This window comes from Neobacillus sp. PS3-40, assembly GCF_030915485.1.
GTDB lineage: Bacteria > Bacillota > Bacilli > Bacillales > Cytobacillaceae > JAUZPL01.
Genome location: NZ_CP133266.1, coordinates 2,853,143 through 2,867,115 on the forward strand (window position 1 = coordinate 2,853,143; position 13,973 = coordinate 2,867,115).

At 37.3% G+C, this 13,973-nt stretch carries 14 protein-coding genes and 1 other annotated feature; of the genes, 12 read left to right on the top strand and 2 right to left on the bottom strand.

Annotated elements, in window-relative coordinates:
• Positions 1 to 12 precede the first annotated feature (12 nt).
• The 8 genes from RCG20_RS13900 (at position 13) to RCG20_RS13935 (ending at position 4,544) form a co-directional block, all read left to right on the top strand.
• Positions 13 to 537, top strand: a complete 525-nt coding sequence (locus RCG20_RS13900) for a Rieske 2Fe-2S domain-containing protein (protein WP_308180729.1) — start codon at positions 13 to 15, stop codon at positions 535 to 537.
• Positions 527 to 724, top strand: a complete 198-nt coding sequence (locus RCG20_RS13905; protein WP_308180730.1) for a hypothetical protein — start codon at positions 527 to 529, stop codon at positions 722 to 724. The genes RCG20_RS13900 and RCG20_RS13905 overlap by 11 nt, the downstream gene beginning before the upstream one ends.
• 177 nt (positions 725 to 901) lie before the next feature.
• A complete protein-coding gene (locus tag RCG20_RS13910; RefSeq protein WP_308180731.1) occupies positions 902 to 1,213 on the top strand; it encodes a hypothetical protein in 312 nt (103 codons plus the stop codon).
• Positions 1,200 to 1,472, top strand: coding sequence for a hypothetical protein (locus RCG20_RS13915; RefSeq protein WP_308180732.1), 273 nt, complete (start codon positions 1,200 to 1,202; stop codon positions 1,470 to 1,472). The genes RCG20_RS13910 and RCG20_RS13915 overlap by 14 nt, the downstream gene beginning before the upstream one ends.
• A 194-nt stretch (positions 1,473 to 1,666) precedes the next feature.
• Positions 1,667 to 2,323: a sensor histidine kinase gene (locus RCG20_RS13920; protein WP_308180733.1), complete on the top strand. Its 657-nt coding sequence runs from the start codon at positions 1,667 to 1,669 to the stop codon at positions 2,321 to 2,323.
• Between the two features lie 29 nt (positions 2,324 to 2,352).
• Complete coding sequence (locus RCG20_RS13925) at positions 2,353 to 3,006, top strand: response regulator (protein ID WP_308180734.1); 654 nt, start codon at positions 2,353 to 2,355, stop codon at positions 3,004 to 3,006.
• A 15-nt stretch (positions 3,007 to 3,021) separates the two neighbouring features.
• Positions 3,022 to 3,474: a GAF domain-containing protein gene (locus tag RCG20_RS13930; RefSeq protein WP_308180735.1), complete on the top strand. Its 453-nt coding sequence runs from the start codon at positions 3,022 to 3,024 to the stop codon at positions 3,472 to 3,474.
• A 17-nt stretch (positions 3,475 to 3,491) separates the two neighbouring features.
• Positions 3,492 to 4,544: a PAS domain-containing sensor histidine kinase gene (locus tag RCG20_RS13935; RefSeq protein ID WP_308180736.1), complete on the top strand. Its 1,053-nt coding sequence runs from the start codon at positions 3,492 to 3,494 to the stop codon at positions 4,542 to 4,544.
• A 242-nt stretch (positions 4,545 to 4,786) separates the two neighbouring features.
• On the opposite strand, the gene RCG20_RS13940 is transcribed toward RCG20_RS13935, so the two are convergent.
• Complete coding sequence (locus RCG20_RS13940) at positions 4,787 to 6,415, bottom strand: glutamine--tRNA ligase/YqeY domain fusion protein (protein ID WP_374120544.1); 1,629 nt, start codon at positions 6,413 to 6,415, stop codon at positions 4,787 to 4,789.
• A gap of 396 nt (positions 6,416 to 6,811) precedes the next feature.
• Here RCG20_RS13940 and RCG20_RS13945 point away from each other — a divergent pair, with 396 nt between their 5' ends.
• Entirely contained in the window at positions 6,812 to 7,795 is a 984-nt protein-coding gene (locus tag RCG20_RS13945; RefSeq protein WP_308184348.1) for a Gfo/Idh/MocA family protein, read from the top strand.
• 23 nt (positions 7,796 to 7,818) lie between these two features.
• Entirely contained in the window at positions 7,819 to 9,009 is a 1,191-nt protein-coding gene (locus tag RCG20_RS13950) for a MalY/PatB family protein (RefSeq protein ID WP_308180738.1), read from the top strand.
• A 41-nt stretch (positions 9,010 to 9,050) separates the two neighbouring features.
• On the opposite strand, the gene brnQ is transcribed toward RCG20_RS13950, so the two are convergent.
• The gene (gene brnQ / locus RCG20_RS13955; RefSeq protein ID WP_308180739.1) at positions 9,051 to 10,388 is read right to left on the bottom strand and encodes a branched-chain amino acid transport system II carrier protein; all 1,338 of its coding nucleotides are present in this window, start codon (positions 10,386 to 10,388) and stop codon (positions 9,051 to 9,053) included.
• A 64-nt stretch (positions 10,389 to 10,452) separates the two neighbouring features.
• Positions 10,453 to 10,702: a binding site (T-box leader), on the bottom strand.
• A gap of 256 nt (positions 10,703 to 10,958) precedes the next feature.
• Between brnQ and RCG20_RS13960 the strand changes: the two genes are divergently transcribed.
• Together RCG20_RS13960 and RCG20_RS13965 are read left to right on the top strand one after the other, a co-directional pair.
• On the top strand, positions 10,959 to 11,975 hold the full coding sequence (locus tag RCG20_RS13960) for a 4Fe-4S binding protein (protein ID WP_308180740.1): 1,017 nt from the start codon (positions 10,959 to 10,961) through the stop codon (positions 11,973 to 11,975).
• 97 nt (positions 11,976 to 12,072) lie between these two features.
• Positions 12,073 to 13,908, top strand: coding sequence for a WG repeat-containing protein (locus RCG20_RS13965; protein WP_308180741.1), 1,836 nt, complete (start codon positions 12,073 to 12,075; stop codon positions 13,906 to 13,908).
• Positions 13,909 to 13,973: the final 65 nt, after the last annotated feature.

Consider the following 13,973-nt stretch of genomic DNA (forward strand, 5'->3'; position numbering starts at 1 on the left):
GGAGGGATTAACATGACGGATAAAAATAATAAAATCCCATTTGACGAAGATAATTATACCCACAATATAAATCGAAATAATGAAAGAAAACTAGATCGGCGCGGTTTCATGAAAACACTCGTTGGAGCGGCAGGTGTTTTCGCTGTCTCCTCCCTTCCGTGGGGTGCAGTGGCTGCCAAAGAATTAGCAGGGCTCAGTGATAAAAAATATCCAAAGCAAAAAATAACGGATATTAAGTCGATAGCTGTTGGGGATGCTGTTGACTTTGCTTTCCCTGGCGAACACGATAGTGCTATTCTTGTTAGACTATCTGAAAATAAATATGTTGCGTATCAAAATGCTTGCACTCATTTGCGCTGCCCAGTTTTTTGGGATAAGAAAGAAGAAGAGATGATTTGTCCTTGTCATCATGGGAAATTCAATGTGAATACAGGTGTGCCATTTGCCGGGCCACCAAGACGTCCTTTGCCAGAAATCGTTGTAAAGGTAGAAAACGGAGCTGTTTATGCCGTGAGGGTGAAACGTTATGAAGCATAAATTTATCGGAGTCGGACTTCTTCTTGCCATTCTCATGCTAAATATTGTGTTTACTCAATACATGGTACATCAGTACTTTTATGAGCATTACAGCAATTCAATCATTGCTGCAATTGTTAATGTCATACTGTTCCCTATAGCAATATTTATCTATAAAAATGATAAAAGGAATACTAAACCTTTATAGTCTTAAAACTTACCTATCCAACATGAAAAATTTAACCCACTTAATAAGGCGGTGTGAGCAGAGGTAGTCTTCACATAATTTGTTGTGAAAAGAGTTTTCTTTGCCCAATTCCCAATTGGATGTGCTGATTCATTTGAGCGCCACGCCGCCACTTTACAAACAAAGGTGTGAATACGAATGAATAATGAGACATATATTGATTTTTGTTTTATTCGTAAGGATACAGGCAAATTCTCCTTAGAAATCGATCAGTTATTGAAGAGTATTTTCAGAGAAAATCGATTAAATTGGTACCTAGAAGAGAAAATAGTAGATGGTGCTGAAATGGTTTTGGCAGAAGTAAAAGGTATGAGTAACTGGTGCTCTGAAAAAGATGCAATTCGGTACCTTGAAGAACATGCAGGGGAGAGTTTTTGGGAGTATCTGCAAGGATATAAAATGTTTATTTACCCTGTAACGAAAGGATGTACTAGTTGTGGAACCCATTAATTTGAATGACTTACAGCGTTTTGTCGGTTTCCCAGCAGAAATAGTGATTCAAGATTCAGTGGTCAGGGATCAAGCTCCAGCTGTTCAAAAGTCAGTGAAAAAGATCCAACTATGCCCAGATAAAACGCATATTCGATTTTATTTTGATGATTTTTACTTTCTTGCTGTACCAATGGCAAGCCAGGTAAAGGAAACAGATACAGAATGGTCTGCATTTGATAAAGAAAGCGGCCTACATTATCATATTAGAAAGGTGTAGGATGATTTATAAGCCTACATTTTTTTTGCTAATCAGAATTTTATATCCATAAATTCTGCTAGCGCATAGGGGCAACTACACCTATTCATCGCCCTTAGGGGCTCGCCAATCGGCGAGTTTTCTTCATTGGTAGAATTAAATTTACATTATTTGTACACGACTGCGCTTGTACTTTTCTAAAAGGGGGGATTCAAATGGAGCATGTATCATCAAAACAGCAAATAAGCTCATATATTATCCAAACCCAGGAAGAAGAAATAAAAAGAATTGCTTTAGAGCTTCATGAAGGTGTTGGACAAAATCTTTATAGTATCTTGACTGGGTTGAAAGTATTGGAAACTGGGGTTATTAAACCACATATGAAAATGTATGCGCGCGAAATGTCTCAGTTACTTGAAATGACCATACAAGAAATGAGACTTCTCACGATTGAATTACATCCGCCAACACTCCCTACTTTAGGATTAGTTCCAGCCATAAAGAGCTATATTAAATTATATACATCTACATTTGGAATCATGGTCGACATTGAATCAATTGGCGAAGAAAAGCAAATTACTGAAAAAAATAATATTGCCGTTTTCCGAGTATGCCAGGAGGCGCTTGCCAATATTGCTAAATATGCAGATACATCCAATGTAAAGATGAATTTTATTTGGAAAGAAGATACATTAAAAATTAATATTTGTGATTTTGGGAGAGGCTTTCTTATTGAGGAGCATGTAGGAAACCTTCAAACATCGGGGCTAGCAGCAATGAAAGAACGGATGCATTTAGCTGGCGGTGATTGTATTATATCCTCTAAAATAGGAGAAGGAACATCTATTGAACTATCTCTTCCCTTAAGATAAGGATGAAGGAGAATGAAGGAGGGTTTAACTTGATAAAAATCCTGCTGGTTGACGATCATGCTGTTGTAAGGAGAGGGCTAACCATGCTACTCAATGCAGATCCTGAACTCCGAGTGGTTGGTGAGGCTTCTGAAGGAAATGAAGGAATTCAACGGGCATTAAAGCTGAATCCTGATGTTGTAGTTATGGATTTAAGCATGCCACATGGGAAAGATGGACTTTCAGCAACGTCTGAATTGAAAAAGCAAATGCCAGGCGTTAATATTCTTATTTTAACCATGCATGATGATGAAGAATACCTCTTTAGAGCTATTCAGGCAGGGGCATCAGGCTGTATTTTAAAAAGTGCTCCACCTGATGAATTAATTTCTGCGATCCAATCGGTTGCACAGGGAAATGCCTATCTACACCCATCAGCTACCAAAAGATTAATGGAAGAATATCTTGGTAACGTTAAACAAGGCAACATGGATACATTTAATCCCTTATCTGATCGAGAAAACGAAGTCCTTACCCTAATTGCCAAAGGTTTTTCAAATAAAGATATTGCTGAACAACTTGTTATTAGTGTAAAAACAGTAGAGACCCATAAAGGGAATTTAGCAGAAAAGCTACAAATGAAAACCCGACCTGAATTGGTGGAATATGCCGTTAAAAAGGGGTTGCTAGGGTATGGTTTATAAGGAGAAAGGTAAGGTATGAAGCAATTACAGGAATTACAACCAGTTGTTGAGGCATGTAACCAATTGATGAGTGAAATTAAAAGTGAATTTGTGGGGCTTGCGATTCAAAATAAGATTGGCCCTGATATTAAATGGCATTATGCTTTTGGCAATTTAAATGATAAGTATAAAAGAATAACGGTTCGTTATGGGAAAGGAATTGCGGGCAAAGTGATTTCAAGTGGCAGTCCCGTGATGATTCAAGACTTTCCAAACGATATACTTGGGAAGGCAATAGATTACCCCATTATGCTAGCAGAAAAATTGGTCTCCTCCTATGGGATGCCTTTATTTTTTAATGGAGTTCCGAAAGGGGTATTAGTGGTTGGGAAACGAATAGAATACGCTCTAACCGAAAGTGAACAGGAGAGTGTTAGGAAGGTTGCTTGTTCATTGGAAGAGATGTTGAAAGAGTATATTCATTTTTAATTGAAGGAGGCAATGGGATGGATTGGGATATTCAGCAGCCTTCCAATAAGATGGTTGACCTCGAATCTGAATTAAAAAAATCTATGCAAGCCCTTATAAATTTAAAGTTTGCTCTTGATGAATCGTCGATTGTTGCAATAACTGATAGCCAAGGAAAGATTACATATGTAAACGAGCAATTTTGCCTCATATCCAAATTTTCAAGAGAAGAGCTGATTGGAAAGGATCATCAGATAATTAATTCTGGTTACCATTCTCGTGAGTTTTTTAAAGAAATGTGGAGAACAATCGGTTTGGGGAAAGTATGGAAAGGCGAAATTCGTAACAAGGCGAAAGATGGATCTTATTATTGGGTTGATACGACAATTGTTCCATTTTTAAATGAAAAGGAAAGGCCTTATCAATATTTAGCAATTCGCTATGAAATATCGGAAAGAAAACGAGTTGAAGAAGAGCTTCAAAAAATGATGACGAGAATTATCGATGTCCAGGAAGAAGAACGAAAGCGCCTATCACGTAATTTGCATGATGGAATTGGCCAAAATCTATACAGCCACCTGATTACGATTAATCGCCTACTATCGAAGTTGGAGCATCCTCTTCTGAAACAGATGCAGGATGAAGCAACACAATTGATTGAGGAAATTAGGGAAATCTCATGGGAATTACGCCCATCTGTTTTAGATGATCTTGGATTGGTTCCAGCTATTCGATCTTTCCTAACACGCTTTTCGGATCATTATACAATTGATGTTTATTTTGACTGTGTGTTGAATCGCCGTTTGGACATCGGTATTGAACTAACTATTTACCGAATTATTCAGGAGTCTTTAACGAATATCCGTAAATATGCGGAGGTAAAAGAGGCAACTGTGACGATAAGAGAAACAGACGATGTTATTAGGGTGATGATTGAAGATAAAGGAATAGGCTTCGATCGAAAGAAACACAGCTCAGGAGTGGGGTTGTTCAGTATGGATGAAAGAGTGAGATCCGTCGGGGGAGAACTATTTATTTATACTTCGCCAGGAAAAGGGACGAAGATTATATTAGAAATACCGATAGCTTAGGAAAAGGCGCGAGGGAATCACGCCTTATTTTTTATTGTAAAAGAGTATGTCCAACTCCTCAATTAATTTCTCCTCTTTAAAACGTCGAATAATAAATAACTCCCCGGAATTGGAAGATAACATTATAAAATTAGCCCGAAAAATAAAATAGGAATAAAAAGAACCAAGCACCAATGAACTGCTTTCCAATTGTTAGTCGTGTTTAACAATTAGTGGCAGTTCACAAAGCTTGGTTCTTTCATTTATATTTTAAATGAACTTTTTAATGAAACGATTCGGTTAAAAATAAACTTATCTGTGCTTTTCGGATCCACGTTAAAATATCCATGTCTAAAGAATTGGAATTTGTCCTGAGCTTGAACTTCAGCCATATTTGGCTCGATAAATCCTTGTAGAATTTCTAGGGAATTTGGATTTACATGGTCAAGGAATGTTTTCTCCGCACCTTCTGTTTCCTCTTCTATTTCCTCTGCTGTTTCATCAAGGATTAGTGGCTCATATAAACGGAATTCTGCGGGAACTGAGTTAGTTGCTTCAACCCAGTGGATCGTTCCTTTTACCTTCCGGCCTGTAAAGCCAGTACCACTCTTTGTTTCAGGATCATACGTACAATGGAGTTCGATAACTTCTCCCTTTTCATCGGTAAGAAATTCTTCGCACTTTATGAAATAGGCATTCTTCAAGCGAACTTCATTGCCAGGGAACAAGCGGAAGTATTTCTTTGGTGGATTTTCCATGAAATCATCCTGCTCAATATAAATTTCACGAGAAAATGGAATTTTGCGCATTCCCATTTCAGGATTTTCTGGGTTAACTTCAGCATCTAGCCATTCGATTTGACCTTCTGGATAGTTAGTTATAACTACTTTTAAAGGTTTGATTACTCCCATCGTCCGCGGCACCTTCAATTTTAAATCTTCACGGACAAAGTGCTCGAGCATTTGTGAATCGACAGCTCCAGATCCTTTTGAAACACCCGTTTCGATGACAAATGACCGAATCGATTCAGGTGTAAAACCTCGTCTTCTCATTCCGGAAATAGTTGGCATTCGTGGATCATCCCAGCCGTCCACAAACCCCTCTTCAACTAGCTTCTTAAGCTTTCGTTTACTCATAACAGTATTGGTAATATTCAAACGGCCAAATTCAATTTGCTGTGGCTGACTCTTCATATCACAGTTTTCCACGATCCAATTGTATAAGGGGCGTTGATCTTCAAACTCGATTGTACAAATCGAATGAGTGACACCTTCAATAGCATCTTCAAGTGGGTGGGCAAAGGCATACATTGGGTAAATACACCACTTGTCACCTGTATTATGATGTGTGGTATGAGAAATTCTGTATATAATCGGGTCGCGCAAATTGATGTTAGGGGAGCTCATGTCAATTTTTGCACGAAGAACTTTTTCACCATTGCCAAAATTACCATTTCTCATTTGTTCAAAGAGTTCAAGATTTTCCTCAATTGGACGGTTGCGATAAGGGCTTTCTTTTCCTGGTGCAGTCAAAGTTCCGCGGTATTCGCGAATTTCATCAGCTGATAAGTCATCTACATATGCCAGTCCCTTTTGAATGAGAAGAATAGCTCGGCTATACATTTCTTCAAAATAATTAGAAGCAAAGAATAAGCCATCCCAATCAAATCCAAGCCATTTAACATCTTCTTTAATTGAGTTAACGTACTCGATATCTTCCTTTACAGGATTGGTATCATCAAATCTTAAATTTGTTAGGCCATTAAAATCGTCTGCTAATCCAAAATTAAGGATAATTGATTTCGCATGGCCAATATGTAAATATCCGTTTGGTTCTGGTGGAAAGCGGGTTACGATTTTTTCGTGTTTTCCGTTTTCCAAATCTTTTATCATGATATCTTTAATAAAATTAGATGTGTTATGGTCCACCTTTTTTCAACCTCTTTCAGTATATTATTACTTATATAACATAAAAATTGATATTTTTCCATTGTTCCCGATATTTAATATAAACACACATGTGTTTTATCTCTTCATTCCTTGAATGGAAATACAATGATTAGAGAGTTGTAACCTAACATAAGAAGGTGGTGTGAGCAAAGCTGATTTTCTCATTATTCGAAGTGAGTAATGTGTATTTTTACCTACGATTACTTACACAAATTCATATTTACAATGCTCCGCTCCTTTTCTTCGTATAAGTAGCTTGAGATAATTATACCGCAAATTTTAAATTGACCCTATAAAAGGTTAAAATGGTAGTCATAAATATAAGGGGGGCTTTTGATGATCAACTTTGGCACGGTCGGAACAGGATGGATTACTTCATCATTTATAGAGGCAGCACAACTTAGCAATCAATTAAATTTAACTGCAGTCTACTCACGATCGGAGGAAAAAGCACAAATTGTAGCTGATACATATAATGCGGCGGATGTTTTTACAGACCTTGAAGAAATGGCAAAAGACAAGAACATAGACGTAGTGTATATTGCATCACCCAACTCAGTCCATTTTGAGCAGGCACTACTATTTCTAAAAAACAAAAAGCATGTGATTTGTGAAAAGCCTATTTTTTCTAATTTAAGGGAATTAGAAGAAGCACACAAAATTGCTGAAGCAAATGGGGTATTTTTATTTGAAGCAATCCGCAATATTCATACACCTAATTTCAGTATCCTGAAAGAAAAGCTTCATATGGCAGGTAAAATAAGAAGTGCGATTCTGCCATATATTAAATATTCCTCCCGCTACGACCTATTTTTAAAAGGAGAAGAGCCAAATATTTTTTCAAGCGTTTATTCTGGCGGCGCATTGGTTGATTTGGGTGTTTATCCCCTTTATCTAGCGGTTGGATTGTTTGGGGAGCCAAACAAGTTTTCCTATCATCCCGTTAAATTGCACAGTGGAGTTGATGGAAGTGGGACACTTGTTTTAGATTATGGGGAATTTATTTGCACCATTCTTTGTTCAAAAGTGTCGCATTCCACTCTTCTATGTGAAATTCATGGAGAAGTCGGGACGTTTGTGATGGAGGATGCAGCCCCTATTTCACAAATAGAATTTATTGATAGCCATGCATTGGCTAGCCAAATAGTGAGTGTTCCTCTAGAAGAAAAAGACATGGTGTACGAATGTATTACTATTGCATCCATTATTGAAACAAATAATAAAGAAAAATATAAAGAATTAAAGAGTATCAGTGAGATTGTGCTTCGTATAACTGAAGAAGCAAGAAAGCAAAACGATATTATTTATGCATCGGAAAAATAATTAAAGAAATGGAGGTAATACATTTGAAATATGATTTTGACAAAGAGATCAATCGTATTAATACTGCTTCAGAAAAATGGGATGAAGTAGAGAATTTATTTGGAGATAAGGATATCCTTCCGATGTGGGTAGCCGACATGGATTTCAGGGTTCCTGAACCTGTAATTGATGCAATAAAGGATCGGGCTGAGCATGGTATTTTTGGCTATACCGCCAGAACGGAATCCTATTACGAGGCAGTCATCGACTGGATGAAACGAAGACATAATTGGATAGTTGAAAAAGAATGGATTTGCCATAGCCCTGGTGTTGTTCCAGCACTTAGTCTTATTGTCCAAACATTCACAAAGCCGGGTGATAAGATCATTATTCAGCCCCCTGTTTACTATCCATTCACGAAAGTAATTGAAAAGCATGGGCGAAAAATCGTTGCTAATCCTCTCGAGTTTAAAGAGGGGCGCTATATGATGGACTACGAAGATTTAGAGAAAAAGATAGATCCCGATACAAAGATGATTATTCTATCTAGCCCACATAACCCAGTCGGAAGAGTATGGAATAAGGAGGAGCTTATTCGATTAGGGGAAATCTGTCTAAAACATAATATTCTCATTGTGTCTGATGAAATTCATTTTGATCTTATTTATAAAGGCCACAGCCATACGCCTTTTGCTTCAATTTCAGAAGAGTTTGCTCAAAACTCGATTATTTGTACGGCACCAAGCAAAACATTCAATTTGGCAGGGATGCAAACTTCTAATATTATTATTCCTAATGAAAAAATCCGAACAACCTATATAAATATTCTAGAAATATTTAGTATCAGTATGATAAGTTCGTTCGGTCTTGTGGCAACAGAAAGTGCCTATCGGTATGGAGAAGATTGGCTTGAAGAGCTTCTCCATTACTTACAGCAAAATCTTGACTTTCTAACGAATTACATTGAAACAAATATGAAAGAATTGAAAGTGATTCAACCTGAAGGAACATATCTAGTCTGGATCGATTGTCGAGGGTTAGGGATGGATGCGAAAGTACTGGAAAAATGGATGCAAACAAAGGCAAAAGTAGCATTAGATGAGGGCTATATATTCGGTCAAGAAGGAGAGGGATTCACAAGGATCAATATTGCTTGTCCAAGGTCTATATTGGAGGAGGGGTTAAAAAGAATCGAAAAAGCAATTAAGGTTTTAAGAGGCGTAATTTCATACTAAAAGTAAAGGCCAGGGAGAAATACTCCCATGGCCTTTTGATTTTAAGATGCTTTTTTGATTTCAACTTCTTTTAATGAAGGTGATTGATTGAATTTATCAATGATTACCCCAGCGATTCCACCAACAATGGCAGGTACGACCCAGCCGAGGCCAACGGAAGCAAGTGGAAGAGTATTTATTACGGTTTGTACTATTTCCAAATGTAGACCAAACATTTTTAAACCGTCAAACAAACTAACGATGCCTGTTAAGAGCATAGCTCCAGCATACACTTTCTGTGACCCCTTAAAGAATCGATGGAAGAATGATAAAGTGACAAGAACAATCGTCAATGGATAGGACATAACAAGGAATGGAACAGATACAAAAATGATTTGGTTAAGGCCAAGATTTGCGATTAGGAAGCTTGTGACCGTAACGGCTGTTACAAAAAATCGGTAATTTGCTTTCGGTATAATTTTAGTAAAATATTGACCACAGGCAATTGTTAATCCTACACAAGTTGTAAAACAAGCTAGGGTGAAAATAACACCAAGAAGGATTTTTCCGCTATTTCCTAATAAAATGGTAGATGCTTTAGATAACAATTCTGTACCATTTTCAAAAGTTCCATAGGCTGCCATTTTTGCACCAATAAAGCCAATTGCTACATAAACAAGGGCAAGGGCTGTACCAGCAATCAGACCTGCTTTCACGGTATAAGCTGTTAATTGTTTTTTACCTGTGATGCCCTTTTGCTTCAACGTTGTCAAAATAACAATTCCGAAGGCTAGAGCAGCAAGGGCATCCATGGTGGAATAACCATCGATAAAGCCTTTAAACAAGGAGGCTGTTTGGTAATTTGTAGTTGGTGCTTTTAATGGTTGATTGAGCTTCACGAAACCTGTTACACATAATACAACGATAGACAATAGGAGAGCTGGAGTAATCCATCTTCCCATGTAATCGACTACCTTTGAAGGGTTTAAGCTCAAAAGATATACTAGCAAAAAGAATGCAGCGGAAAAGATAAACAAGAGAACGGGTTGGCCTAAAGAAACATTGCCAAGGAATGGCTTTAAGCCCATTTCGAATGCCACATTTGCATTTCGTGGAACTCCGAAGAACGGCCCGATTGATAAGTAAACAACAATAGTAAAAATAGTACCGAACCAAGGATGAACTCGGCTTCCAAGTGTATTGACTCCATCTTTCACAAGGGCAATCGCAGTTAAAACTAGCAGTGGTAAGCCGACGCCGGTTAGGATAAAACCTATGATAGCCGGCCAAAAGGAAGTACCTGCACCCATTCCTAAAAATGGAGGGAAAATTAAATTTCCTGCCCCAAAAAACATTGAAAATAACATTAAACCAACAAATAAAGTATCTTTCTTTTTCATCTTTCTCTCTCCTTCTTTTGGGAATTGACTAGCTTTTTTACAAAATAAAAAGCCCGTCCCCATGGATAGGGACGAGCATGCTCGCGTTACCACCCTACTTCCGCAAATAAAATAAAAAAATTTGCGGCTCTCGTTCAACGTACTATCATACGTGGTCCTATCGTAACGGTGGACAGTTCCGGCAGAGGCTTACTAAAGTTTCAGCCTTGCATCTCAGAGATGATCTTCACATGTATCCTGCTATCGACTTTCACCAACCGTCGACTCTCTAAAGTCCAAGATTTACATGCTACTGTTCTCGTCATTGATTTTAATGATTTTTCTAAAAAGTCTGAACTAGCTTTTGTTAGTATGATTATATTATTTTTATATAGTTTTGCAAGCACTATTTTTCGTTGATTTTTAGGAAAACGTTTCCAATGTGATAATACCTATGATAAAAAAATTATGAACTATTTAAGAATACCAATGTGAACTATTTATGAATTCACCAGATTAATGATCTAAATCACATGCCACATTTTTGCCCCTCATTTATAGTTAAAGTATTGAAAGAATGGGGGGATCGTGATGAAATCTAGGAGCTGGTATGCTAAACAATTAAAGCGTAAGCCGGTCCAATTTACGAGATACATCGTTCAGGCATTATTTCTGTTATTTTTACTATATGTAGGACTTCGGTTTTATCAATTTTACATGCACTTTGAAACATTAGGGAAAGAACCATTTGTCCCAAGACCTAGTGCAGTCGAGGGGTTTTTGCCGATCAGTGCCTTGGTAGGGTTGAATGTGTGGGTGAATGGCGGGGGATTTGATCAGATCCACCCGGCTGGCCTTGTATTGTTTGCTTTCTTTATCGGTAGTGGACTCCTGTTCCGTAAAGCCTTTTGCGGATGGTTTTGTCCAGTTGGTACGGTAAGTGAATGGACAGGAAGACTTGGAAAAAAGATTTTTAGAAAGAATTTTGAAATTCCGCAATGGCTCGTATGGATTTTAACTCCCTTGAAATACTTATTATTATTAATCTTCATAAATATGATCTTTTTTATGGATTTTTATAATGCAAAGGCATTCTTGGTTGATCCATATAATAAAGTATCAGACGTGAAAATGCTTTTATTCTTCTTAGATATTGGTGGCTTTGCATTGAAAGTTATTTTAGTCTTGTTTGTATTGTCACTGTTTTTCCGGAATTTTTGGTGTCGGTTCCTTTGCCCGTACGGAGCATTGATTGGTCTTGGCTCTATCTTCAGAATTACAAAGATTAAGAGAAATGAAGATACATGCATAAGCTGCGAAATGTGTACAAAGGTTTGTCCACAAAGAATTAAAGTTCACCAGAAAACAGCGGTTAATACACCAAACTGTACTGCCTGCATGGCATGTGTGGAGGCATGTCCAGTAAAAGATACGCTGAATATGACTGTTGCAAAGAAAAAGGTGAATAAATGGTTTATCCCTGTTGCTTTTCTTGTACTGTTCTTCCTAGTTGTAGGATTTGCTAAAATCACGGGTCACTGGGACACTATTATCACGTATGACGAGTGGAAGCAATTAATACCAGAAGTAAATAATATTGGACATTAAGTTCAAGGCTGCCTAACTGGTAGCCTTTTATTGTTTTATAGGCACATATCCCTTGTTTATTCATATCATAAATCAAAAAATAAAATGGAGAGTTACGATGTTTAGAAAAGATGGAGACTTAGAAAATGTCAATCTTCCATTACGGCCATTTGGTGCAGAAGCACTGTCTGCACCTTATTATTATCAAAGACTTAGAGAATCAGAGGTAAAGGAGTCGAGAGCAAGAGGAGTTTACCTTTTCCCCATTTCAATCAAAGAAATTGGCGGTAATAAATGGGGATATATGAACGAAAAAGGTAAAATTATTCTTCCTCCTATCTATGAGCATGCAGGGGATTTTCAAGATAATGGCTTGGCAATTGTAAGATTACTTGACCTTTCTGGTGTAATCAATTCGAATGGATATTTTATTGTAAAGCCAAAATACGATACTATAAATCCATTTTCCGAGGGGCGTGCAACGGTAATTAATCACCTGGGTTTTAAAGTTATCGATGAAAGTGGGAAGGAAACGACCTCAAAGGTATACTCGTTTATTGGTGATTATAAGGAAGGCCGAGCATTAATCGCAAATACGGATGAACATGGCAAATACTTATATGGGTATTTGAACAGAAGAGGAAAAGAGGTCCTTCCATTAGAGTTCGAGTCTGCCAGTGATTTTCACGAAGGAAAAGCTGTTGTTAAGAATCTAGATGGGTCTTATTCATTAATAGGTCTTGCCGGAAAGATTATTAAAACGTATCCATATGCTTTTGTTGGGAATTATGGGGAAGGACTACTTGCATTTCAAAAAACTGCGGGTGGGAATTTTGGCTATATGGATGAACAAGGGGAAATTGTAATTGGACCACAGTTTTCAGAAGCAAGGCCATTCATTGAAGGCCGAGCAATTGTGAATGTATCCGAGGAGTTTAAAGGACATTACGGTTTAATTGATCGAAATGGCCATTTTATATTAAAGCCACATTATCAAACTATTATAAGCCTTGGTGAAGGCCGAGTGGCAATTGGGAAAGCAATCATCGCAGAAAAACCTTATGTTGGGTCATTATATGCAATTGCGGACATCGATGGGCACATCTTAACTGGATTTATTTATAATGGTCTAACGAAGTTTGTAGAAGGTCGTGCCTCAGCATACAATGAACAATCTACTTTCTTTATTGACATTAACGGCAAAAGGATCGAAAGTCTTCCAACTGTTCTTGGAAGCGGTGAATTGCATTTTGACAAAACATTAATCAAGGCTGAAGTTGACTTTCGACTTCAATATTTTACTAATAAGTCAGAGGTAGTCTGGGAGCAAAATCAATTAATTCCTTTAAATAGCCAGTATTCTGTAATTGAAAAAAAATACAAGCCGAATAAGGATTATTTAGTTTTTTATCCGCAAGTAATGGGAATGCAGTGTAAAGAGGCTCAAATGAAGGTAAACCAGGATTTAAAGGATTTTTCTGCTGTTAAAGTTGTACCAACCCAAAAACAACTTGATTCTAGTTATACTGGAGATTTTGAAGTAACCTACTATCAAAAAAATCTTTTAGTGATTGAAAAAACAGGATACGACTATCCATTTGGAGCTGCCCACGGTATGCCTTTAAAAAAATTTGCCCATATTGATCTGAATACGGGGCCATTTTATCAACTAAACGATTTGTTTAAGGACCATAGTCAATATGTAAAAACGATCAGTCACATTATTGCAGATCAAATCCAAAGCAATGAAAAGTATTCTTATATTTTTCTAGATAGGTACAAAGGAATTAGAGAGGACCAACCTTTTTTTATTACTGAAGGTGCTTTGAATCTTTATTTTAATCCATATGAAATAGGTCCATATGTTGCTGGGTTTCCGACCTTTACAGTACCGTTTGAGGAGATAGCCGATTTACTAAATCAGGAGGGGAATTTTTGGAAGTCATTTAATTAATTGTGATAGGTGTAATCTGTTTTTACTTGATTTGCGCATTCAAAAAATAATGAAGTGTGACCGAC